This is a genomic window from Aliidiomarina iranensis (assembly GCF_003987135.1).
GTDB classification, from domain to species: domain Bacteria; phylum Pseudomonadota; class Gammaproteobacteria; order Enterobacterales; family Alteromonadaceae; genus Aliidiomarina; species Aliidiomarina iranensis.
The window spans coordinates 71,388-95,817 of sequence record NZ_PIPJ01000006.1 but is presented as its reverse complement, the minus strand read 5'-3'; the positions used below and the strand labels follow the sequence as shown (position 1 = coordinate 95,817).

The 24,430-nt window shown below is 46.0% G+C and carries 16 protein-coding genes; 5 read left to right on the top strand and 11 right to left on the bottom strand.

Annotation, left to right across the window (positions count from 1 at the left end; genetic code table 11):
* Window positions 1-45: 45 nt before the first annotated feature.
* The 3 genes from parE to CWE08_RS08760 all read right to left on the bottom strand — a co-directional run bounded on the left by parE (window position 46) and on the right by CWE08_RS08760 (window position 3,284).
* Window positions 46-1,932 (bottom strand): DNA topoisomerase IV subunit B, encoded by a 1,887-nt coding sequence (parE, locus tag CWE08_RS08770; RefSeq protein ID WP_126767594.1) that lies wholly within the window; start codon window positions 1,930-1,932, stop codon window positions 46-48.
* Between the two features lie 270 nt (window positions 1,933-2,202).
* Window positions 2,203-2,658 carry a DUF1249 domain-containing protein gene (locus CWE08_RS08765; RefSeq protein ID WP_126767592.1) on the bottom strand — a complete coding sequence of 152 codons (456 nt, stop codon included), beginning with the start codon at window positions 2,656-2,658 and terminating at the stop codon, window positions 2,203-2,205.
* The gene (locus CWE08_RS08760) at window positions 2,655-3,284 is read right to left on the bottom strand and encodes an NUDIX domain-containing protein (RefSeq protein ID WP_126767590.1); all 630 of its coding nucleotides are present in this window, start codon (window positions 3,282-3,284) and stop codon (window positions 2,655-2,657) included. Before CWE08_RS08760 ends, CWE08_RS08765 begins: the two co-directional genes overlap by 4 nt.
* A gap of 239 nt (window positions 3,285-3,523) precedes the next feature.
* Between CWE08_RS08760 and tolC the strand changes: the two genes are divergently transcribed.
* Window positions 3,524-4,879: an outer membrane channel protein TolC gene (gene tolC, locus CWE08_RS08755; protein WP_126767589.1), complete on the top strand. Its 1,356-nt coding sequence runs from the start codon at window positions 3,524-3,526 to the stop codon at window positions 4,877-4,879.
* Window positions 4,880-5,042: 163 nt separating this feature from the next.
* A complete protein-coding gene (gene lpxL / locus CWE08_RS08750) occupies window positions 5,043-6,011 on the top strand; it encodes an LpxL/LpxP family Kdo(2)-lipid IV(A) lauroyl/palmitoleoyl acyltransferase (RefSeq protein ID WP_241973870.1) in 969 nt (322 codons plus the stop codon).
* A gap of 72 nt (window positions 6,012-6,083) precedes the next feature.
* On the opposite strand, the gene glnE is transcribed toward lpxL, so the two are convergent.
* Together glnE and CWE08_RS08740 are read right to left on the bottom strand one after the other, a co-directional pair.
* Window positions 6,084-8,966 (bottom strand): bifunctional [glutamate--ammonia ligase]-adenylyl-L-tyrosine phosphorylase/[glutamate--ammonia-ligase] adenylyltransferase, encoded by a 2,883-nt coding sequence (gene glnE / locus CWE08_RS08745; protein ID WP_126767586.1) that lies wholly within the window; start codon window positions 8,964-8,966, stop codon window positions 6,084-6,086.
* A 34-nt stretch (window positions 8,967-9,000) separates the two neighbouring features.
* Window positions 9,001-9,639 carry a CYTH domain-containing protein gene (locus CWE08_RS08740; RefSeq protein WP_126767584.1) on the bottom strand — a complete coding sequence of 213 codons (639 nt, stop codon included), beginning with the start codon at window positions 9,637-9,639 and terminating at the stop codon, window positions 9,001-9,003.
* Between the two features lie 229 nt (window positions 9,640-9,868).
* On the opposite strand from CWE08_RS08740, the gene putA reads away from it, so the two are divergent.
* Window positions 9,869-13,033: a bifunctional proline dehydrogenase/L-glutamate gamma-semialdehyde dehydrogenase PutA gene (gene putA, locus CWE08_RS08735; RefSeq protein ID WP_126767583.1), complete on the top strand. Its 3,165-nt coding sequence runs from the start codon at window positions 9,869-9,871 to the stop codon at window positions 13,031-13,033.
* 102 nt (window positions 13,034-13,135) lie between these two features.
* On the opposite strand, the gene CWE08_RS08730 is transcribed toward putA, so the two are convergent.
* The gene (locus CWE08_RS08730; protein WP_241973869.1) at window positions 13,136-13,303 is read right to left on the bottom strand and encodes a PLD nuclease N-terminal domain-containing protein; all 168 of its coding nucleotides are present in this window, start codon (window positions 13,301-13,303) and stop codon (window positions 13,136-13,138) included.
* Between the two features lie 152 nt (window positions 13,304-13,455).
* Between CWE08_RS08730 and rlmD the strand changes: the two genes are divergently transcribed.
* Window positions 13,456-14,946, top strand: a complete 1,491-nt coding sequence (gene rlmD / locus CWE08_RS08725; protein ID WP_126767580.1) for a 23S rRNA (uracil(1939)-C(5))-methyltransferase RlmD — start codon at window positions 13,456-13,458, stop codon at window positions 14,944-14,946.
* Between the two features lie 35 nt (window positions 14,947-14,981).
* On the opposite strand, the gene CWE08_RS08720 is transcribed toward rlmD, so the two are convergent.
* The 5 genes from CWE08_RS08720 to CWE08_RS08700 form a co-directional block, all read right to left on the bottom strand.
* Window positions 14,982-15,428 carry a YaiI/YqxD family protein gene (locus CWE08_RS08720; protein ID WP_126767578.1) on the bottom strand — a complete coding sequence of 149 codons (447 nt, stop codon included), beginning with the start codon at window positions 15,426-15,428 and terminating at the stop codon, window positions 14,982-14,984.
* Entirely contained in the window at window positions 15,429-17,108 is a 1,680-nt protein-coding gene (locus CWE08_RS08715; protein WP_126767577.1) for a S1 family peptidase, read from the bottom strand. It abuts the gene before it with no gap.
* 36 nt (window positions 17,109-17,144) lie between these two features.
* Window positions 17,145-18,596, bottom strand: coding sequence for a sensor domain-containing diguanylate cyclase (locus CWE08_RS08710; RefSeq protein WP_198677138.1), 1,452 nt, complete (start codon window positions 18,594-18,596; stop codon window positions 17,145-17,147).
* 240 nt (window positions 18,597-18,836) lie between these two features.
* Window positions 18,837-20,615, bottom strand: coding sequence for an acyl-CoA dehydrogenase C-terminal domain-containing protein (locus tag CWE08_RS08705; RefSeq protein ID WP_126767573.1), 1,779 nt, complete (start codon window positions 20,613-20,615; stop codon window positions 18,837-18,839).
* Window positions 20,616-20,768: 153 nt separating this feature from the next.
* Window positions 20,769-23,072, bottom strand: a complete 2,304-nt coding sequence (locus CWE08_RS08700) for an AAA family ATPase (protein ID WP_126767572.1) — start codon at window positions 23,070-23,072, stop codon at window positions 20,769-20,771.
* A 146-nt stretch (window positions 23,073-23,218) separates the two neighbouring features.
* Here CWE08_RS08700 and CWE08_RS08695 point away from each other — a divergent pair, with 146 nt between their 5' ends.
* Window positions 23,219-24,430, top strand: a complete 1,212-nt coding sequence (locus CWE08_RS08695; RefSeq protein ID WP_126767570.1) for a tRNA nucleotidyltransferase/poly(A) polymerase-related protein — start codon at window positions 23,219-23,221, stop codon at window positions 24,428-24,430.

Here is a 24,430-nt window from a genome sequence, read left to right as displayed (position 1 = left end):
ATCCCGTTTTCTTTCTTCTTATTTATCGATTCAATGGGTTGCTGTTTAAATCAGCTCCACCAAATTACCCTTACTTTCTAGCCATTCGCGGCGATCAGATGAACGTTTCTTCGCCAACAACATATCCATCAAAGTTTCGGTGTCTTGGGTATCATCAACTGTTAATTGAACCAATCTTCTGGTGTTCGGATCCATTGTAGTTTCTCGTAGTTGCAACGGATTCATTTCACCCAAGCCTTTAAAGCGCTGAACATTCACTTTCCCCTTGCGCTTTTCTGCTTCGATGCGGTCTAAAATGCCTTGTTTCTCACTCTCATCTAAGGCGTAAAATACTTCTTTGCCAACATCAATGCGGTACAACGGTGGCATGGCTACAAAGATATGGCCGGCTTCCACAAGTGGCCGGAAATGTTTTACAAAGAGCGCGCAAAGAAGGGTTGCAATGTGTAAACCATCGGAATCTGCATCGGCCAAGATACATAATTTACCGTAGCGCAAAGACGCTAAATCCAATGCTCCGGGATCAACACCCAGCGCCACTGAAATATCATGAATTTCTTGCGAACCTAGAATTTGATCAGGATCGACTTCCCATGTATTAAGTATTTTTCCCCGCAGCGGCATAACAGCTTGAAACTGGCGATCCCGAGCTTGCTTAGCTGAGCCTCCGGCGGAATCCCCCTCAACGAGAAAGAGTTCGCTTCTATCCGGGTCTTGGCTTGCGCAATCAGCTAATTTGCCTGGTAAAGCAGGGCCTTGAGTTACGCGCTTCCGAATTACTTTTTTTGCCGCTTTCATGCGTCGTTGCGCACTAGAAATGCACAAATCGGCAATCTGTTCAGCCAAATCGGTGTGTTCATTCAACCACAGGCTAAAAGCATCCTTCACCACCCCCGACACAAACGCCGACATTTGCCGCGAGCTCAAACGCTCCTTGGTTTGCCCGGAAAATTGTGGATCATCCATTTTTACCGAGAGAATGTAACTGCAACGCTCCCAAACATCTTCCGGGGTTAAGCGAATTCCACGCGGAAGCAGGTTACGAAACTCACAAAATTCTCGCAGCGCCTCGAGCATACCTTGGCGCAAGCCATTCACGTGAGTACCACCTTGAGCGGTAGGAATAAGGTTTACATAACTTTCACCAATACCTTCCCCACCTTCTGGCAACCAAGTTACCGCCCATTGCGCCGCTTCTTCCGTAGCATTAAATTCGCCAGTGAAGGGCTCCTCGGGCAGGCGCGGTAAATCATTTAAGCCCTCAACTAAATAATCACGCAAACCACCTTCGTAGAGCCAAGTAACACTCTCGTTATTCACATGATCTTTGAAAGTAATTGTAAGCCCTGGGCAAAGTACCGCTTTCGCTCGCAGTTGATAACGAAGCCGCGTTACCGAGAATTTCGGAGAATCAAAGTATTTTGCATCTGGCCAAAACCGCAAGCGAGTGCCCGTATTACGTTTACCTACAGTGCCGGTAACTTCTATATCAGATACTTTATCGCCGTTCTCAAATGCCATTTCATACACTTGGCCATCACGTTTCACGCTCACATCAACACGAGTTGATAAGGCATTAACCACGCTGATACCTACACCGTGCAAGCCACCGGAAAACTGGTAATTTTTGTTGGAAAATTTACCACCAGCGTGCAGCTTAGTCATGATCAATTCAACACCGGGAATACCTTCTTCGGGGTGAATATCTACTGGCATACCACGGCCATCGTCAATCACTTCCAATGATTGATCCGCATGCAGAATGACTTCGATACTGCGGGCATGCCCTGCAAGGGCTTCATCAACGCTGTTATCAATTACTTCTTGGCCTAAATGATTCGGGCGAGTGGTATCAGTGTACATTCCCGGCCGGCGTTGCACCGGCTCTAGGCCATTGAGTACCTCAATCGAATCCGCTTTATAATCTGTCATAGCTAGCATTACCTGCGATGTTTTTCTTCTTTTCGTTATCCTGAAATGATCCCCGTAAAAACGCAAGCTAGATTAACGAATTCTCGAGAAATATCTAACTGGGGGGAACAAAAGTGCGGCGGAATTGGCAAAACTCGGTTTTATCAATGTTACGGGGCATTACCTTTTGAACCTAATCAACGGTTCTACGTCAATGCCCTACTTTGTAAAACTGTTGTGTACGAGAAGTGTGGTGTTTTGTTAAAACTCCCGTCTCTATTTTCCAAATACCTAATTAACAAATTGAAACTGCGTAGGCACATGGCCTTGCCGAAAACAGAGGCGTAGCCATTCAGCTAGGTGGCGATTGAGCTGAAACTTTTCGTCTTTTTGGTGGCGAACTTGATGAAGATTAGCCGGATGTAACGCTGTTAACCGCTCTTGCCCCTGATAATCAATGATTTCAGCCATTTTTGCATCATGATAAAGGCGCACTAAAAACCGAGCTTGCAAATACTCCGCGACATCAGGCGCAACTTGAGTAATTACCAAATCTGTGGTGTAGCGCGCTTCCGCCTTGCGCACAACAGAGAACGCTAGAGCTTCTCCAACTTGAATGAGCTTTTCCGATTCCGCGGCAGCTGCCTCCTTCGCGTTGGTAGCACCGAGCAAACGCGCGAAAGCAGCGTAATTGCGTTCTGCTAAGCTATGGATTTCCTGTAAATTAGGAACGTAACGCTTTTTCATTCAATTCTCTCAAAACCCCATTCAGCGCGAAACCGATTAAGGTGTAAACCAAGCCACTGCATACCAATTACGGTGGCTGCATTATCGATAATGCCTTGTTCCAGCATATCCATCACTGCCCTTCGATCTAAAACTTGAACTTTAATGTCCTCATTTTCACTACTCACACCACCAAAATCACTGGCTGTTGTACTATCTACACGGGCTAAATAAATATATATCCGCTCGGTCATACCGCCGGGGCTAGAAAGGTAGTTTAACGCATAATGCATCGATTCTGCTCGCAAACCGGCTTCTTCCTCTAGTTCCCGATGAGCAACATCCTCAATTGCTTCACCTTTTTCAATCATCCCTGCCACTAACTCATGTAACCACGGCGTCGGGCCGGAGGCCATAGCGCCCGCTCTAAATTGCTCAAGCAGCACTATTTTATCTGTTTTCGGATCGTAGGGTATCACAACAACGGCGTTGCCTCGGTCCATGATTTCTCGGCGCAGCGGCGCACTCCACCCTCCGGCAAATAATCGATGTCTTAAGGTAGTAACATCAACGGTAAAAAAACCATCGTAAACCCGTTCGGTGTCTAATATTTCAACGTCTTTTTGCTTAAATTCCGACAAAATCATTCCTCGTTATGCTCTAAATGAGCAAAGTGTACGTAATCATCCACGTTCATTGATTCTACACGTGTCGCAAGAATGCCGCATGTTAACGACTTAAACTAAACTATCTGAAACACTCTGTTACAATTGAATCATATACTAATGCGTTTACGGGCTTACTTATAAACGCTTCTCAGGCTAGAATAGCAGCTGTAAAAAATCGAAGTTAGCTGTACCTTTTAAAATAAAGGAAAATGATACTCATGAAGATTAAATTTTTGGCCGTTGCACTTTCAATGGGTTTAGGCTTGAGCGCCATTCCAGCCCATGCAACTGACCTAACTGACATCTATCGCTTAGCGCTAGAAAATGATCCGCGTTTACTTCGAGCGGAAGCAGAACGGGATGCTGCGAAATCTAGCGTTGATGTATCTCGCGCAGATTGGTTTCCACAAATCAATTTCGGTATGAGCTACTCAGATAGCAGAAGTGATAACGTAACAACTACTGAAACTGGATTCATCACCGGCACAACAGATTCCTCTTCATTTAGCCAAGAAATTTCTTTATCGCAAACGGTATTCAATTTGGGTACTTGGAAAGCTACCGCGATCACTGAAAAACAGGCTTATCAATCGGAAATTAATTATCTTCTTGTTCGCCAAGAACTCATGTTGCGGGTTACCGATGCATATTTTACGGTGCTCGAAGCGCAAGATAATCTTGAGTTTGTGCAAGCTGAAAAGCGTGCCATCGAGCGCCAGCTTGAGCAAACGAAACATCGTTTCTCTGTAGGCCTAACCGCAATTACTGATGTTCATGAAGCGCAGGCGCAATTTGATAATGCAGTAGCCCGGGAAATCCAAGCAGAAAATGCTGTTGAAATTGCACTCGAAGGATTACGTGAAATTACCGGCCGGCAACACATGGACATAGCGCGCCTAAACACTGACCGCTTCGACCCGGTGCGCCCAGATCCAAGTGGCGTGGAGCAATGGATTCAACTGGCTCACGATCGTAATTTGCAGTTATTAATAAGCCGCAGTGGTTTAGAAATTGCAGATCAACGAATTGATTTAGCTAGGGCTGGTCATTATCCGCGCGTAAGTTTGAACGCAAGTTACTCTAATCGTGATCAAGATACTTCCCGCGGCTCAACATCAAACAACCTGAACGGCCTTAATAGCCGAAACATTGGCTTGCAGTTAACGCTACCGCTTTATTCTGGTGGACGCACGATCGCGAGTACTGAAGAAGCACGCAATGATTACATTGCGGTAAGCCAAACCCTGGAGGAAAACCGCCGTTTAGTAGAACGTACGGTGCGTAGCTCATACTTTGACGTAGTGGCAAGTATTTCAAGTATCCGTGCATTTGAGCAAGCTGTGGTTTCTGCTGAGAGTGCATTAAACGCTACTCAGGTTGGTTTAGAGGTTGGAACTCGTACTATCGTTGATGTACTTGATAGTACGCGTAACTTATTCAACGCACGGCGTAACCTTTCCGAGGCACGTTACACCTACGTAAATCGTATCTTGGCCCTATATCAGGCCGCTGGTATCATCTCGGAAAACGATCTGATAACCATCAACGATGGTTTATCGTTAGAAACCGAGTAGCGAATGAGCACAGAATAGCCAACTATCATAAGTTTTTTGGGCTAGCAGTTTTGCTCAAACATGCGCTTAAACATGCTTAGTAAAGCCGACCACCCGTGGTCGGCTTTGCTTTTTCTGATTCCTGTCAGTTACAATCATGCCAAACTCAATACAGGTAAACCTCGTGACCAAAGCTCCTTCAGATACAAAAAAAGCCGCAGAGCACTCGGTAGAAATGCCACGTTTTCGACTTTATTTTCTACATCCTAAGTTTTGGCCAACTTGGTTGCTCATCAGCATCCTCTACCTTATTTCTTGGTTGCCCTATCGCCTGCAGATTCTTCTTGGCAAAGGCTTAGGAAAACTTCTTTTTAAGTTATTGCCGAAACGCGTGAAAGTGGCTCGACGAAATCTTGAACTAGCCTACCCTGATTACCCAGTTGCAAAACGTGAAACCATGTTACGAGCAAATTTTGCGAATAACGGTATTGCGCTTTTTGAAACCGGCATGGCTTGGTGGTGGCCAGATTGGCGAATGAAACGAAAATTAAAAGTAGAGGGTGTCGAGTTTTTGGATCAGGCTGAAGCAGAGGGGAAAGGTGTTTTTTTAATTCTTTTCCACTTTTTAAGTTTAGAGGTTCATGCTCGTATGTTTGGTTTAGTGAAGCCTTCCGTGGGCCTATATCGCCCACACAACAACGCGTTAATGGAGTATCTACAAACTAAAGGCCGAAACCGCAGCAACAAATATATGATTCGCAAAAAGGATGTGCGAGGCATGCTGAATGCACTTAATAGTGGCGAGGTGTGCGGTTACCTACCCGACCAAGACTATGGCCGAAATCGCTCTGTTTACGTGCCTTTATTTGCAGTACCTGATGCCGCCACGACCACGGGTACTAGCCTTTTCGCCGCAGGTGCAAATTGTACAACATTGATTACCACAATTGAGCGATTACCCGGGGGCAAGGGCTATAAACTTGCCATCATGCCACCCCAACAACCAATTCCTAGCGGCGATGAAACTGAAGATGCAAGGCGCATCAATAAAGAAGTAGAACGAGCCGTAAGCCAATGCCCAGAAGCCTATATGTGGGTTCACCGGCGCTTTAAAACTCGCCCCGATGAATCGATGCCAAGTTACTATGCCTAGTCACTATGCCTAGTTACTCGGCATAGTTACTGGGCCTAGTTATTGGGCCCAGTTTATGAATATCCCCAGGGGTTATTGATTATCGGCAAATAGGCGCTGCCATACTTCCTGCACAGCGCCTAGATGCTGCGAAAAATCTCGTTCGCTAAGGCGGCCAGCCTCGGCCAAAGCCAACCTATGAATTTCAGCCCGATAATCTTGATAAGCAAAAATTAAGGCATCGGCTTCTGTTTGGCTTATCAGCTGCAGGCGAGTCGCTATCTCTAAGATACGAATATTGTCTGTCCAAATAGCCAGATCTGGATGTTTCAACGCATATTTCAAGACCAAATATTGCGTTATAAATTCTATATCTGTGATACCGCCAGGAGCTTGCTTAATATCAATTTTCTGTTTGTGAGTTTGGCACAAATGATCACGCATTTTTTTCCGCATTTGCAAAATATCGCTGCGTAATTTATCGGCCTCTCTTGCTGTGCATAACGTTTCCGTTCTAACACTGGCAAAGCGGTCACGCAAATACGTAGCGCCATAAACCATACGTGCTCTCACCAGAGCCTGCAGTTCCCATGTCCACGCATCTTTTTGCAAATATTCTTGGTAGGTGCTCATTCTTACAACCATTAAACCCGCCTGCCCAGATGGCCGCAAACGCATATCCACATCAAATAGCACGCCACTCATAGTGCGTGTTGTAAATAAATGCAACACGCGCTGCGCTAAGCGTAAATAAAACTGCTGTACAGGTATGGGTTTCGCCCCCTGAGTATCACCACCAATTTGGTCATCCGATACGAATACTAAATCTAAATCCGAGCCATAACCCAATTCATATCCGCCCAACTTGCCATAAGCGATTACCGCAAAGCCTGTATCACTCTCATCGCGGCCAGGTGGCGCGCCATGGCGCTCGCACAACTGCTTCCAAGCTAAACTTACAACTTGCTCAATCATTGCTTCAGCAAGGTAAGTAAGATGATCACTCACCCTCATTAAATGAACACCGGCATTTAAATCAGCCGCAGCCACTTTCATTTGAAAAATTTGTTTTACCTGCCGAAGCGCATCCATTTGTGCTTCGGCATCATCGTTCGGCAAACGCATTAAATATTCTGATACCCGCGAACGGTAGGATTCCACATCTGGCAACTCATACAATTGCACAGGATCAATGAGCTCATCCAGTAACAATGGGAATTTCGCAATCAAATGCGCAATCCAAGGGCTCGCACCACATAGGAATAACAATTGCTCACGTGCAGCTTCATTTTGGCAGAGTAACTCAAGGTATGTGGTGCGAGAGCTTATTTGCGCCAATACTTCGAAAGTGCGTTGCAGAATTAAATGGCTATTGGTTTCTTTTAAAGCTGATTCAATCAATGCTGGAATAAGCCGGCCTTGCAATTCTCTTCCTCGCGGGCCGCTTGGGCGTTTGCGTAGCAGCATTCGAAAATCCTGAATCACTTGCCAACAGGCTTCTGGCTCAGCAGCCTTGGCTTCACGCAGAATATCGAGTGCGGTATCGTCGGCTAATAGATCCTGCCACAAAATTGCATACTCGCTCTCATCGCCAGCAAGCATATCTTCTTCACCACCAATAACCTCAAGAAACTCTTGATGAATTAACAACATTTTTTCTTGCGTGAGAGCAATAAATTTTTGCCAACCGGCTTCATTTTGCGCGAAACCTGCTGCCGCTAACACCCGCATTCGGGTGAGCTCATCCGGCGGTAACTGCTGCGTTTGTTCATCGTTTAACTCTTGAATGATATGCTCGAGTTTTCGTAAATAAGCGTATCCACTTAGCAAGTTTTCAATCGCTTTTTCTGAGAGCGTGCCGTGGCGAGCACAGGCAGTTAGCGCACTGAGTAAAGAAGTAGTTTGAAACTCTTGTTCCCGGCCACCACGAATTAACTGAAACACTTGCGCCACAAACTCTACTTCGCGAATGCCACCTAAACCAAGTTTAATATTCTCAGCTACCCCTTGCCGGCGGGCCTCTTGATTAATCAACAGCTTCATCTTACGCAGAGCATCAATTGCACTGTAATCCAGGTAACGGCGATAAATGAAAGGCCTTAGCATTTGTTGCACTTGCTGAGCCATGGCGGAGTCAGTGTTGAGTACCCGCGCCTTAATCATGGCATAGCGCTCCCACATGCGCCCTTGCTCATGATAATAATCTTCTAACGCCGAAAGGCTAGAAACAAGAGCACCAGATTGTCCGAAAGGGCGCAATCGCATATCAATGCGAAAGGCTCGGCCATCTATCGTGGGTTGGTCTAACAGCTTAATCAATCCTTGCCCAAGTTTATTGTAGTACATTGAGTAATCGATATTTTGGCGGCCACCTTGAGTTTCACCGGCGTTCGGATAGGCAAAAATCAAATCAATATCCGAGGAAAAATTAAGCTCGCTACCGCCAAGTTTGCCCATAGCCAACACAATCAGCGGAAGGCTTGCCCCATCAACACCTCTCGCCATTCCATAGCGAGGCTCAAGTTGCTTACTTACATAGTTAATCCCTGAGGTTATCAACATATCAGCCAAAGCAGAATTTTCCTGCAACATGCGCCCCAATGCCAATTCGCCCAGAAGATCTAAACTAGCGATGCGGGCCATTTCTATATTCCGAAACTTACGCACTTCCGCCATTGCTGTTTGCTCATTCTCCGCGCTTTCTAACTTTTCTTGAATAACTAGCGAATCAGCAGCCATAGGCGTGAAAATACGCAACAACGCTGCTTCCTTGTAGCGGCAAACCACTCTGCCCACAAAAGGGCTCACCTGCACAAGCCAATAGAGCTTAGCTTCTTGTTCCGCTGTGAATGATAAATTTTCAAGGTTTGCCAACAAAGTTTGAACTTGTTGATGAATATCGAGGCTATCTTCTTCAATCAAAGGGTGAAGTGAATAATCCTCAGGTTTTTGCGGCGGCACCGGCAGTTGCAACATTCAAGGCCCTTGTCTATTTAAAAATAATTCATTACTAAGATTTATCCACGAGTAAAAATCCTCGTTGCGCCTTACTAAGATAACCAGTTTGCAGCGAAAATTTATTCGTGAGTTGGTCGGCAAAGCGCATTAAATCGGTGATCTTGCCAGCTAATAACTCAGCTTCTAATTCACAAATTGTTTCTTGCTCACATTCCGCAAGTTCTTCGCCAGTACCGGCACTTATATAGCCTTGATCAATAGCTACTTCAATGTTGCTATCACCTATGGGCAATAACCAACGTTGGCGTTGAAAACTAATCTGGAATTGTTCCCGGAGTTGAGCTTGCAGATCACTGGGATTCAGTGTGGCCGGCCAAATATCAACGGGGAATAAATCTAATTGCGGAAATGAGCCTCGATAAGGCACATTATATTCCGGCCGCTGGCTTAGGGCGCCAATTTGCGAACCAGCCATTTTTATCGTTTGCTCCGACTGGTCATTCCAGCATCGAATACGCAAACCTATTTTATGCTGATGAAAATCTTTATTCACCGTGTCGAAATAATAATTCTTAATTTGCAGAGTATCCTTTACCTCACCTCGGGTATCTAAGTACGCTGTAATAGAATCAATATTTTCGTTCTTAATCAGAAACTTGAGTTCAACTTCTTGGCTAGGTGTAATGGCCACGGAAAACCTCTCGAGATGATTTGAGCAAGCCTATTTTGAGCACTTAACGGCTTAGGGGTCAACTCTCGAATAACATTGAGTAATCCATGAGCTTACTTAATCATCAAATGAATGAAAAAATCCGATCGACAAGGCTTTACGCGGCGCAAAATAACCCTACAATGGCGCAAATATCCTATTCGGATTGCAGTATCGGTTTTCGAACCGAGTTTTGGTTACAGGAGACGCAATGTTCAAAGCCAGCGAAGTGTTATCGCAACACTATCAGGCGAACCAGCTTCAAGAGCTCAAGCAAGCCATCACGAATAATTATTCAGTTGATGAAGAAGCTTATCTTGAAGAACTGATTAAACTGGTTCCAGAAGATAAAGAAACGGTAGAGGCGCTCACTAAGCAATCATACGATCTTGTTCACCGCGTGCGGGAAAAAACCCAAGGCGGTGATGGTGTGGATGCATTTCTACAACAATATAGTTTAGATACAGCCGAAGGCATTATCTTGATGTGCCTTGCGGAAGCACTGCTGCGAATCCCCGATAGTTTTACGGCCGATGCTCTGATTCAAGATAAACTTGGACAAGGTGCTTGGAACGATTACATGAAGAAGAGTGAATCGTTGCTGGTAAATACGGGAACTTGGGGGTTAAACCTTGCTAACAATGTGATCAACCCACAAGGCCGAAAATCGGATACCGCGGTATCTCGATTCCGCCGCTTAGTGAAACGTTTAGGCGAACCTGTGGTACGTAAAGCAACCTATCAAGCTATGCAGCTGATGGGCAAGCAGTTCGTACTTGGCCGAAACATTGAAGAAGCCTTAAAAAATAGCCGTGATAAACGTGAGATTGGTTACACCCACTCATACGATATGCTCGGTGAAGCCGCATTAACCAGCAAAGATGCTGAGCGTTACAAGCAAGCCTATGTTGATTCTATTCAACGCGTAGGCAAAGAAGATTTTGTTAACCCAGAAGTGCCGCGGCCAAGTATCTCAATTAAACTATCTGCGTTGCACCCGCGTTACGAAGCCGCAAATCGCGAGCGCGTGCTTACTGAGTTGGCCGCAACGCTTACAGATTTGATTACCCTTGCCAAGCAGGCCAATGTAGGTATCAGTATTGATGCCGAAGAAATGGACCGCTTGGAACTCTCGCTGGAGCTTTTCGAAAAGGTTTATCGCAGCGGAGTATGCAAAGATTGGCCCTATTTTGGCTTAGTTGTTCAAGCTTATTCCAAGCGGGCTTTGCCAGTGCTGTGTTGGATTAATGCATTGGCTAAAGATGGCGGCGATGAAATTCCAGTACGCCTAGTTAAAGGTGCCTATTGGGATACTGAAATCAAACATTGCCAACAATTTGGTACATCGGGTTACCCTGTGTTTACTCGCAAGGCGAGTACCGATGTTTCTTATATGGCATGTACTCATTACATGTTAAGCGATGATACAAACGGCCACATTTATCCGCAGTTTGCCACGCATAATGCACAAACAATTATGACAGTGCAGAGCCTTGCGGGTGATCGCCGATATGAGTTTCAGCGCTTACACGGCATGGGTAAAGATCTCTACGACGAATTTTTAGTGCATAACCCCGGGCGAACCGTTCGCATTTACGCACCTGTTGGCGCACATAAAGAGTTGTTGCCTTATTTGGTGCGCCGTTTACTGGAAAACGGTGCCAATAGTTCGTTTGTTCACAAGTTACTCGATCTAAGAGTACCGATTGAGAACTTAGTTGAGCATCCGCTTGTTAACTTGCGGAAAAAGCCATGCTTGGCAAACGATAAAATTCCTCTGCCGGCAGATATTTTCGGGACACGAAAGAATTCTATGGGGTTAAACATGAATATTGAATCACAAAGCGCTGAATTTTTTGAAAAAGTGCGCAGTTTCCAAAACAACCAATGGCAAGGTGGCCCAATTGTTAACGGTAAGCTTGTTGAAACCGGGCAGCGCGTGGGCGTAACTTCTCCCCAGCAAAGCACCCATCAAATCGGCACGATTGGTTGGGGCGATGCTGATTTAGCGGCGGAAGCATTAACTAGCGCCAATGCCGCACAAGTGCGCTGGAGCAATACCGACGTTAACGTTCGTGCTGAGGCACTCGAAAAACTAGCTGATTTACTTGAAGAGAACCTGCATGAGCTTATCGCACTTTGCACCCTAGAAGCAGGTAAAACACTGCAAGATGGTGTTGATGAAGTGCGCGAGGCAGTTGATTTCTGCCGTTATTATGCGATTCAAGCGCGAGAGCTCATGGGCAAAGGCGAAAAAATGCCGGGCCCTACAGGTGAAACCAACGAGCTGTTCACGCAAGGACGTGGCACATTTATATGCATCAGCCCTTGGAACTTTCCTCTAGCGATTTTCTTAGGCCAAATTTCAGCGGCTTTAGCAACCGGCAATAGCGTAATCGCAAAACCAGCAGAGCAAACTGGTTTAATTGCTTATCGTGCAGTTCAATTGGCGCTTGAAGCTGGGATTCCGGGTGATGTACTGCATTTCCTTCCGGGCAAAGGTGCCGAAATCGGCGCATTCTTGGTAAGCCAAGAGGAAATTGGTGGTGTTTGCTTCACTGGCTCAACAAACACGGCACAGGCGATCAACCGGGCATTGGCAGCTCGCACCGGTGCATTAGTACCCTTAATTGCAGAAACTGGCGGCCAAAACGCAATGCTTATCGATTCTACCGCGCTGCCGGAGCAAGCGGTAACCGATATTGCCGATAGCGCCTTCAAAAGCGCTGGGCAACGTTGTTCGGCACTAAGGGTTTTATATGTGCAAGATGATATTGCCGACCGCATTATTGAATTGCTAAAAGGTGCCATGCAAGAATTGCTTGTTGGCGACCCGATTGAATACAAAACTGATGTTGGCCCCGTTATCGACGGCATCGCGAAAACGAACTTAGAGCAGCACATTATTGATATTCAGCATGTTGGCAAGCTAATCGCAGAAGCTCCCATGCCTGATTTCACGAATAATGGTACTTTCGTTGCACCAACGGCAATTGAAATTGATTCAATTAGCCAATTGGTTCGGGAAAACTTTGGTCCGATTCTGCATATTATCCGCTTCAAACGCGAAAACTTAGATGCTGTTATTGATGATATTAACAACACCGGCTTTGGCTTAACCTTCGGTATTCATAGCCGCAACGAAAGCTTTGCCTATGATGTTGCTAAGCGTATTAAAGCGGGTAATGTGTATATCAACCGTAACCAAGTGGGTGCTGTAGTTGGCGTGCAACCATTCGGCGGCCGCGGATTATCAGGTACCGGGCCAAAAGCTGGCGGGCCACACTATTTGTATGCCTTTATGACCGAAAAAACCTTCACCGATAACATCACTGCGGTAGGTGGTAATGCAACGTTACTATCTTTAGGTGATTAATCATCGAATAGGAGAACATAGTTGCTGGAGTGAATGTTAAGTTCAGCACAAAGAACAAGGAGGCTAATGAGCCTCCTTTTTCTTTGTCAAATTAAGCCTTTGCTAACCTTTTGGACCTAACAAGAACCATAAGATAAAGCCAGCCACAGGCATAAGAAGCACAATCACAATCCAAAGCACCTTTTTGCCAGTACTTGCACCACTTTGAACGGTGCCAACAATTGCGTAGATATCTAATATGAGTACGATTAAACCTAATAGTCCTGTCACATCTACCTCCATCGTTTACTTCTTCAATAACTAAATTACTTTTCAATAACTTAGTTCGCACTGTTAAAAGTAGCACAAGCGCCAAGATTAGATAGTCAATTTAAGGTAAACTAGCATTTTGTTGCTCACCAAAGCGGAATTTACCAATAGTTATGGCGTCATTGTTCGATCGTTATCAAAAAGAGAAGCGCTTAAAGAAAAATGCGCAAAACCTTAAAGCAAACAAAGCCGCTACGCCTAAAACTAAGGCTTTGAACCCGCAAGCAACAAGTAACGCCCTTACTATTGTTCGTTTAAGCCATGAAGGAAGAGGTGTTGCTCGTGATAATAACGGTAAAACTGTGTTTATCAGTGGCGCATTGCCCGGCGAAGAAGTAACCGCACAAATTGTTCATAGCCGAAGTAAATATAATGATGCGGTGATCAGTACCCTGCACAAGGCAAGCGTTGATCGGGTAGAACCAACCTGCGCCCATTACGAGCAATGCGGAGGCTGTAATCTGCAACATTTTTCCCATGATGCGCAAATCACTTTCAAACAAAGTGTTGTAACAGAATACCTAGAACACGCAAAGGTGCTTGAAGATTCGGTAACAGTAGCAAAGCCAATAATAGCTCAAGCTTACGGATATCGCCGCAAAGCGCGATTAGGCGTTACTCGGACAAAATCTCAGGGGTTGGTACTTGGATTTCGGGAGCGTAACAGTAAGCGTTTAACGCCCATTCAGCAATGTCCTGTTCTGGTGCCAAGCTTGCAGCCACTCGTTAACCAATTACAGAGTTTGTTGCCCCGTTTACGCGGCCCCGGCCACATTGGCCACATTGAACTCATCGCTGAAGAAAAGCAGCCCGCAGTGATTATTCGAATCACACAACCGATGCATGCTAACGATCGCAAAGCATGGGGCGATTGGGCTGAACAAACTGGCGCGCGAGTTATTATTGCTCGGAATGCCATAACTAAAGAGCCAGAAACGCAGGAAAGTACCGCTACCATAACCTCTTCTGCCCGTGAGCAAACCGCACCTTTGCATTACCAGCAGATTTATCCAGAGCTGGCGGCAGCGCAGAGTTTTTCTTATCCATTGGGAAATTTACACATCGCATTTAACGCTGGGGATTTTCTGCAAGTTAATCCAAGCGTAAATACACAAATGGTTGAGCAAGCACTGGCTTGGTTAACGCTATCGGGCTCTGAGAAAGTACTCGACCTATTTTGCGGATTTGGCAATTTCACGCTGCCACTTGCACAAAAAGCTAAATATGTTACCGGCATTGAGGCCGTAGCCAGCCAAGTTACTCAGGGCACCGAAAATGCAAGGAACAATCAGCTCAGCAACATAAAGTTCATTTGCGCTGATTTAAATAAGCCTATTGCCAACTTCAGTTGGGCAAAGCAACAATTTGATGTGGTGGTGTTAGATCCACCTCGCGCCGGCGCTGAAGAGATTTGTGCTCAGCTTAGTGAGCTAGGTGCGAAAAAGATCCTCTATGTATCCTGTAACCCCATCACATTAGCTCGCGATGCTGCTATTTTAAAAGCACAGGGTTACCACCTCATTCGCTACGGTATTTTAGATATGTTTCCGCAAACCGCGCATATGGAGAGCATGGCGCTATTTACTAAAAATTCAGAGGGCTAATTCGTAGAGAGAACAATAGCCTGCAACACAAAATGTTACTGGCTTTGCGCTAGGATTCGATCGAGATGATCCGCGAAGTTCTTTCGATCCGCTTGGCTTAGCGGCGGAGGCCCACCACTTTGTACGCCGCTGGCGCGCATCGTGTCCATAAAATCTCGAATGTTTAGCCGGCCACCAATGTTTTCCTTGGTAAACAACTCACCTCGGGGGCTGAGCGCCTGCCCGCCTTTGCCGAGTATATCGGCCGCCAGCGGAATATCGCTAGTAATCACTAAATCACCCGGCTCCAACAAGCGCACAATTTCGTTGTCTGCCACATCAAACCCAGCGGCTACTACCAAAACCTTTATCCAAGGGGAAGGCGGTGTTTTAATGCGCTGATTTGCCACTAAGGTAAGTGTTAATTTCTTGCGTATGGCGGCTCGGAACATTACTTCGCGAATTTGCACCGGGCACGCATCAGCGTCGATCCATAACTTCATCTAATCAACCCGCACTGCTTGTTCGGTGATGTGCAACTTGCCATCGATCCAAGTTGATTCACGATAAGTACCCACCCAAATATCGTAAATGCCACTTTCAGCACTTTCGAAAGTAAAGCCGGGATTTAACGTATCCGCATTGGCATCGTCATTGCAATGCCAACTGCCATTGGGCGCGTTGATTAAAAGTGTTGAATCAGCCGAGCCATCCACAGCGAGGAAATAAAACTGCAAAGTTCCAGCCTCACCCTGCCAATGTAAACGTATATCAGGATTGATTCCCACATGGCCAGTACAGCCAGAAACATCCGAGGATGCTAAATTTACTGCACCGCCTGCTATGATTTCAATACGATGCGGATCAGGCTTGAACCCAGATGCTAAGTAAAGTTCACCCGAGTAAGGATCGCCGCTTAAATTCAATTGTGCCGCAAGGTTTTCTGAAGCAACAATGTGTGTGTTAGATAAAGCTAAATCACCCGTAATAAAACTTTCAGATGAATAGCTTCCAACCCATATATCGTATTGTCCTTGCGCCGCATTTTCGATAACCAAACCCGGATCCAATGTGGTATCACTGTAATCGTCGTTACAACGCCACTCACCGTTGGGCATATTAACTAATAAAGCTGTATCATCACCGGCTTCGCGACTAACAAAACTAATAAACAACTCCGCCTGTGTTTCGGTTAAAACCACACGGTAATCGGGGGCTGAGGCCACGTAACCTAAACATTCGTTCCCAAGGTAGCGGGAGTTAATATTGCCACCAGAAACAATTTCCTGTTGATGAATAGCGGATAAATCCGCTGTGGTTAGAGTAGCTAAACCAAATGATGGCTCTTTGCTCAAATCTAAACGTTCATCATCGCTGCGGGTTGCGTCAGCCCAATCAGTAAGAAGTTCTTCTTCATCATCAATAATCGCAATCGCGAATTCAGCTGCAAAAAGAGAGCCTAAACGGCTACCCGTTACTTCTTGGTTAGCCACATAAGTAGGAATACCGATAAATTCGCCGCGGCTATTTACTACGGTGCCGCCACTATTTCCTGGTGATATTTCAGCGTTGGTGCGATACCACAAAGGCAAACGCCGACCTTCGTATTCACCGTATTGCACGGCCGAAACTATGCCCGTAGTGTAAACAAGCTCATCCTCTACCACGCCCGGATACCCGAAAACACCTACATGCTCTCCGCGACGCACTTCTGTTTCCTTAGCCGGTAATTTCAATTCAGCGAAAGGAAAACCATATGCACCTTGCTTCAGCTTTTCAGCAGTAACGGGATTACCATCTAAATCGCCAGTAATCCGCAGTACTGCCACATCGTAATCATCGGAGAAACCCTTTAATTCGGCTTTAAACTTTAACTCCGAAGGCGAATTGATATCCGATAGCACACCAATAAACGCATCTTGGAAACCTTCCATAACATGTTTATTCGTTAATACTAAGAGCTCATTGTTGCGAATCAGCAGGCTTCCAGAACCAGCACCATCTTCCACCTTCACTTGCACTACAGCGCGGGAAATACGATCAATATCATAATCTTGGGCTAAGGCATCTTTGCTTCCAGTTACCAATAAACTGAGAAGCGCACAAATGAGCATCAGGGGGAACATTATTCTTTGCACTTTACTGCGCTTAGTTTTTAAAGGTGCAAAAGAGTGATTTTGCATAACTTGGATAACCACGTAATGAGTCCTTTTTTATTATTAGCCGCGCCTACTTTGCGTTTTTGCTCTCTCTAGAAGCTCAGAAACGCGCTTAATAGCGCCATCAACACTCTCGTTCTGCTCAATTTCGATAGCTGCACATTTGAAATCTAAGGGTTGCTTCAAGCCTTCAATGCTCAGATAGTTAAGTTTTACCCGCATATGTTCAGCAAACCTCTGCGCCGAATCATGGGTGAGTGCCGGCATTAACAAAACAAACGAATTACTACTTAAGCGCCCTATAATATCAGATTGCCGCAGTTCCGAGCGCAAACATTTTGCCACCTCTACTAAAACTTGATCTCCCACGCTGTGGCCATAATTGTTGTTGATGGCACGAAAACCGAGAATATCGAAAGTAACTAATGACACCGGAAATTGATTCTTAAAACTGCGTGCGAACTCATCCTCTGCTGATTCTAGAAAGTAACGCCGATTCGAAACCCCAGTTAAATGATCGTTGTTTGCCTGATATTGCAAACTTTGTGATTGCGATAACATTATAGGTGCGGCCAAGCTGAAATATACCGTTACGGCTATCACGGAAATGGCAAATTGATAAATAATAGCGCTATCACTTAACGCAAATATCGCCGCACCCAAAGCAACTACTATACTAAATATAGCTAAACTTATTACCGCACGAAGCGCATTTTCCGTGTAGGCAATCCACATTTGCGGAAGCACTAGAAAAAATGCGCCAAAGGCAACATCTGGGTTTTCGAACCACCAAGAAAGCACGATTAAACATAACAACAAGGTAAGACTAACCGTTACTTTGAGCAGGTACTGATAAAGTGGCGTAGGTTGTGTACTTATTCGCAATCGCCTTAGCCATGCTGAATACATTGGTGTTTTCCACATAAGCAAGGCAAAGAACAATGGCGTAAGCACAAAAACGCCCACCATATCGCCTACCCACCGCAACAACCAGTTTTCATACAAATTAAAAATAGACAGTGAGCCTGCACTTATTTGCACCTGCACGCCAAAAAATGCTGCTAATAAGGAAGTGATAAAACCAAGTGCAACAAAGCTTAAAATTATGGCTGGTAAGGTTCGAATAACATGTACGCGTATAAACTGCCGCAAAAAAAGGGCGCCAACGGCATATGAAAATACGTGCGCTAAGGTAGAAGAGGTGCTCGTAAGAAATAGCGCTAGCGGTTCGGAGGCAAAGCCATACATGGCATCAATCCAAAACGCCGTGATATAACCTGCAGCAATCACAGGTAGAGCACCTCGCCAGCCATACAGTAACGTAACCGCAAAGCTCAAACCGGCAGGTGGATACCAAATACTACTGAAGGGTGCATACTCGAGAACAAAGGATAGCCGCCAAAGAGCTATCCAGAGCACACAAATGACAACGCCCCGCAACCAACTAAGCTTTTGCTCCGGCGAACGCGGTTCATGTGCATCACGCAACTCACTAAAAGGAGAATGGTTCATGGTTGGAAAGCTATACCTCATGTGCTCGAGCAGAAGATATGTGGGTTGATGAACTTATTGAGCGAAAGCAATAGTACTAAAATACTCGAATCAACTCGTGCAGGCAAACGGCAGATTTCGCATTTTCGCCGATTAATCGCAAATTCACCTTCTCGAACGCAAAAAAAAGCCGGAGGCATGTTCCTCACACCTCCAGGCTTTCGTTACCTTCTAGTTAACTAAACCGAGCTTATATCAAGGTTAGAATTCGTTCGCGCTGAAGCTAAACAAACTCTCTGAGCCACCATCAATTGAGGCTACAATACCATGCACTCGCGGTAAAACTTTTGCGAAATAAAATTTAGCCGTTTTCACTTTGCTCGTCGCAAACTCACCCAAATCTTGTTTGGCTTCAGCCACTTGCGCCATACGTAACCACAAGTAACCGTAGGCCACGTAACCCACCAAATTAAGGTAATCAACCGCTACGCTGTTAATTAAATTTTCATCACCGCGGAAATTTGTGAGGATATCTTTCGATACTCGCTCAAGCTCTGTTAGCGCTGATTCAAGTTGCTTAAATTCATGGCTCCATTCGCCTGCATCTTGTGCTAAAAAGCCCTGAATTTCTTTAGCTAAAGGCTGTAACAAAGCTCCGCCTGAACCGACAATTTTGCGGCCCAACAAATCGAGCGCTTGAATACCGTTGGTACCCTCATAGATTTGGGCAATTCGGCAATCACGTACCCACTGCTCTTGCCCCCATTCGCGAACAAAGCCGTGGCCACCGAGCACTTGTTGCCCAGCAATGGTCGCTTCTAAGCCAGTATCGGTCATAAACGCTTTAGCTACTGGTGTTAATAACTGCACTAGAGCTTCAGCTGCTTCTCGCTCTTCTGCGCTTTCTGCATATTTTGCACGGTCGAGCTGTTGCCCAACATAGCTTGAAAAAGCACGCCCACCTTCAACAAATGCTTTCATGGTTAACAGCATGCGGCGCACATCACCGTGAACAATGAGAGGATCGGCTTCCGCGTTCGTTTCTTGTGTTGCCTTTGCGCCACGGCCTTGGCGGCGGTCTAGTGCGTAATCAAGAGCGGTGCCATAAGAGCGAGCTGCGGCTCCCAAACCTTGGATGCCAACACCTAAACGTTCGTAGTTCATCATGGTAAACATTGCAGCTAAGCCACGATGCGGCTCACCCACTAACCAACCTTTGGCACCATCGAAGTTCATCACACAGGTGGCGCTCGCATGAATCCCCATTTTGTGCTCAATTGAACCCGCTTTTGCGGCATTTCGCTCGCCAATTGAACCATCGGCATTCACCAAAAACTTCGGTACTACGAAAAGTGAAATGCCTTTTGTACCGGCCGGTGCATCAGGCAACTTGGCAAGCACTAAGTGAATAATATTTTCAGTGAGATCATGCTCACCGCCGGTAATAAAGATTTTTGTGCCGGTAATGCTATAACTGTCATCATCATTCGGCACAGCTTTGGTGCGAATAATGCCCAAATCAGTACCCGCATGTGGTTCAGTTAAACACATAGTTCCTGTCCATTCACCAGCCACTAAATTGGGTAAATAGGTGTTTTTCAATTCTTCGTTGGCATGCAAATCGAGCGTCATGATCGCGCCAGCGGTTAGCCCTGAATATAAAGAAAATGAAATATCGGCGGCACACATCATTTCTTCGTATTGTGCCGATAACACCTTCGGCATCCCCATGCCACCAAAATCAGGATTCGCCGTTACACCAACCCAGCCACCTTCGGCGAGTTGCCGAAACTGCTCTTTATAACCTTCCGGGGTTGTTACTACGCCGTCAGAAAAAGAAACACCTTCTTCATCGGCTGCACGTGCGTTCGGTGCGATTAGGGTAGAGGTAAGCTTTGCGGCTTCATCTAGAATAGCGCGAGCGGTATCCGGGTCGATTACTTCACTCATTTTGGGCATCGATGCCCAATCATCACCAATCTTCAAAACATCATGCAAAACAAAATTCATATCTTGTAATGCCACGCGATAATCACTCATACAAACTCCCGTTGATTTTTCCCGCCTCGCAAGGCGTTGGCTAGCTGCGCTTCCTCCGCCTATGCGAAAGCTTGAGGCTTCAACTCAGGCGATTTTCAAACGCTTGTTTAATTTGCCATATCATCGCAAAGGTACAACCAGTTCGCAAGTGTTTCAATCAGTTAAATCTTCAAGTGCTTCAACACGAAATAAAATTTCTCGAAAGCCAAAAATGGTGTGGGCCGCTTCGATTTGCACTACTCGCAATTCACCTAACCTATCCCCCTCGCGAAGCATCCGATTATTCAACCGAATCCAGCGCTCTTGTGTACGCCCGCTGTACATATGGGAGTTATATTCAAACCGAGGTAAAGCGCGGCGTTCAGCTGCGGTTAAATCATTTACCTCACGCAGTGATTGAATTTGTTCCGAAGCCTGTTCGGCCATAGTGTCATTAATTCCTACCTCATCCACCGCTTGGTCAAAAAGAGCGCGAATCCGTGGCGATACATTAGCCAACTCATCATCAGCCGACATATCCACTTGCCGGGTGGCAATGCGCTCGCCGTCCTCGTTCTCAGTGTCCTCCGCGTCCACCGAGCCATTAGAATCTAAAGAGGCTAAAAATTCAGATGGAATGGCTAAACTTTGGTAAGGAATCGTTAACCCACCAAGAGATTCAGCTGCGCCCGGATAAGTAACGCGCTCGGTAGTCGTTGGTGTTAAACTACTAACAGGAGCTGCAGCATCGAGCAAACGTGGCCTTTGTTCATAGTGAGCACTACTTAACAAAGCTATCTCGATTGAGCTCAATACGGATTCTAAACTCACTGCTAAATTTGCTGTTGAGGCTTCAATAGCTTCCGAGTTGGAATTGGCACCTTCACTCGGCTCACTGTTGTTCGCCACCTCATCGCCGACCCCAGCGCTCACCCCAGCGTTCACCGGATTTTCGAAAGCGTTGGGATTCATAGCTTGAATTCGAGCCGATTGGCTCTGCCGAAGCCATTGTAATTGTCGCTGTAAAGATCGATTCTGTAAGGTGAACGGTACTCGTGCAGCCAAGCCATTTTCAATCACTTCTGGAAGCTCTTCCCCACTTGGCACTTGATAAAGAAGCAACGCTTGCCCTGAGTATAATTGGTTAAACTCCGCATCAGTGAGTTTATAAACTTCAGTACCATCCCAAAGGGCCCAAGGTTTCTCACCAAGATTATCTGCACGCTCCGTGCTTCCATACCCTAAAAGTAGATAATAGCGATTATCACTCTGTTTGCTTTCGATGACTAAGGGGAGATCGAATTGCACAAGTTCCGGTACGCTAAACTGGCTACGCAAACAAGCCAAATCAACATCTAACAACCGTTGGCATGGTTCGGCACCAACTGCAAAACTAGCCACATCCCATTGCCCTGCTAATGCTTCAATCGCCGGCAAAAGTGGCATACCAACGCCAATGTTACTTGCGCTAGCATTTCCGTTTAAAACCTGGTTAGTGCTCGCGCCATTATTACCCGTGCCCGCGCCTGATAGTTCCGGCAAATAGCGCGAAGCTCCCCAACCTAAAGCTCCAATTGCAAACACAACAAAGGTTGCCATGATTACCGATCTTGCTTGGGCAAACCGGCTGCTCTGGCCAAACTCTCGAGAATTTCGATTTTGTGCCGCCGGGGCAAAACTCAAAGAGGCGATGGCTTCACTAACATGCTTTGCACTTACTTGCTTTACTTCTTCACGGGCGGCAATTTGCAGCGCACGATCACACACCAAATTGATCAAACGTGGCGTACCTTGAGAAAATTGCCAAACATTTTTCAACGCTCGGCTAGAAAAGATATCTTCGCTACCTCCTACCCGTTGTAGCCGATGTTGAATATATTCTTTCATTTCTACCAAGGTGAGTGGCAGCAAGTGATAGCGCGCTACAATTCGTTGCGCCACCTGCCGTAACTCTCGCCGCTGCAACAATTCTTGCAACTCAGGCTGACCAATCAGCACAACACTGAGGAGTTTACGAGAATCTGTTTCCAAATTTGTGAGTAAACGCAATTGCTCTAACACTGAAGGCAAAAGATGCTGAGCTTCGTCAATGAGAACAACGGGGTTACGCCCTTGCTCGCCGGCTTCCTGTAAAAATCGGCTAAGATGGTCGGTTAAACGCTTCAACGATGCCTTTTCGTGCCGGCCGGGAATGCCAAACTGATCGCAAATGGTAGCTAATAATTCACGTTCACTGAGCATCGGGTTGAGCACAAAGGCAACATCAAGGCCGGTACCTAGTTCAGCTAAAATTGCCCGTGATAATGTAGTTTTACCTGTGCCAACCTCACCAGTTAACAACAAGAAGCCGCCGCTGCCGGTGAGCCCATTGCGCAAATGCGCTAGGCCTTCTCTATGCCGAGGCCCTAGAAAAAGAAAATCAGGGTCTGGAGCAATCGAAAACGGCACTTGTGTAAAACCAAAAAAATCATGGTACATAGTATTCAGAACCCACGCAGAAAAATGCAATCAGAAGAACAGCAAAGTAGCAGCCTGCTACAATCCTTGCAATCATCATAAAGATTGGCAATGATTCGAAATCATACCGGCTCAAAAACTTTGAGTGAACACTACTTAGGAAAATTATGAAGGTTTATGTTGTTGGCGGCGCTGTTCGTGATGAATTGCTCGGTTTACCCGTTGCTGATTACGATTATGTTGTGGTGGGTGCCACACCTGAAGAATTGCTCGCTGCAGGATACACACCTGTGGGTAATGATTTCCCAGTGTTTTTGCATCCGCAAACTCAAGCCGAATACGCCCTAGCAAGAACTGAGAGAAAATCCGGCTCGGGGTACACAGGGTTTATTTGCTATTCAGCGCCCGATGTTACCCTTGAAGATGATCTATTGCGGCGTGATCTCACCATCAATGCGATTGCCAAAGATAGCGATGGTAAACTCTATGATCCCTATGGCGGTGTCGCCGACATCCAAAATCGCAAGCTTCGGCATGTTTCCAATGCTTTCCAAGAAGATCCACTTCGGGTATTGCGAGTGGCGCGGTTTTACGCGCGCTTCTTTGAACTTGGCTTCACCATTGCTAACGAAACCTTCCAGCTAATGGCAGAAATGGTTAGTTCCGGCGAATTAGCAGCGCTTACAGCTGAACGTGTGTGGCAAGAAACACATAAAGCCTTCCTCACTCCAAACCCCGAAGTGTTTTTTGCAACGTTGGCTGAAATCGGTGCCCTCGCCGCGCTTCTTGGTGTTCGCAAACCTCAAAGTGGCAGCCACTTAACTACAAACTCACTTAGCAACACCACACAAAGTATTTCGGCTCAATTTCCACAACTTATAAAGTTAAGCGGCGGTAACTTCGCGCGTGAAGCCATTAAAGATAAAGCCAAGAGAGAAACGCTCGTTCTGCAACGTTATGTTTTACTCTGCGTAGATTTGCACCAGCAATTTCTGGCTCACCTAAATGTAGCAACCGCGTTTAAAGTTCCCCATAAGCTGCAACGGGCCGCTGAGGAAACTGAAAGAGTACTCAGAGAATTAACCCGTGGTGAACTCAACGCAGAGCAAATTTTACTGGTTTTTCAACGTAATGATAGCTGGCGACGGCCAGAGCAGTTTCATGTTGTGCTCGATAGTTTGCAGATCATTCTTGCCGATTCTGAAATTGCGAAGCGCCGAGATTTCTTAGTTCTCACCCGAGGTTTGGCTGTGCTTAGTGCTATCGACGTGCAAAAAATTGTTGCGGCAGGATTTAAAAATCAAGAAATTAGCGAACAACTCAATCTTGAGAGAAAGCGGGCGATTGAACGCATGCTTGCTGAATCGCTAAACGGCTAA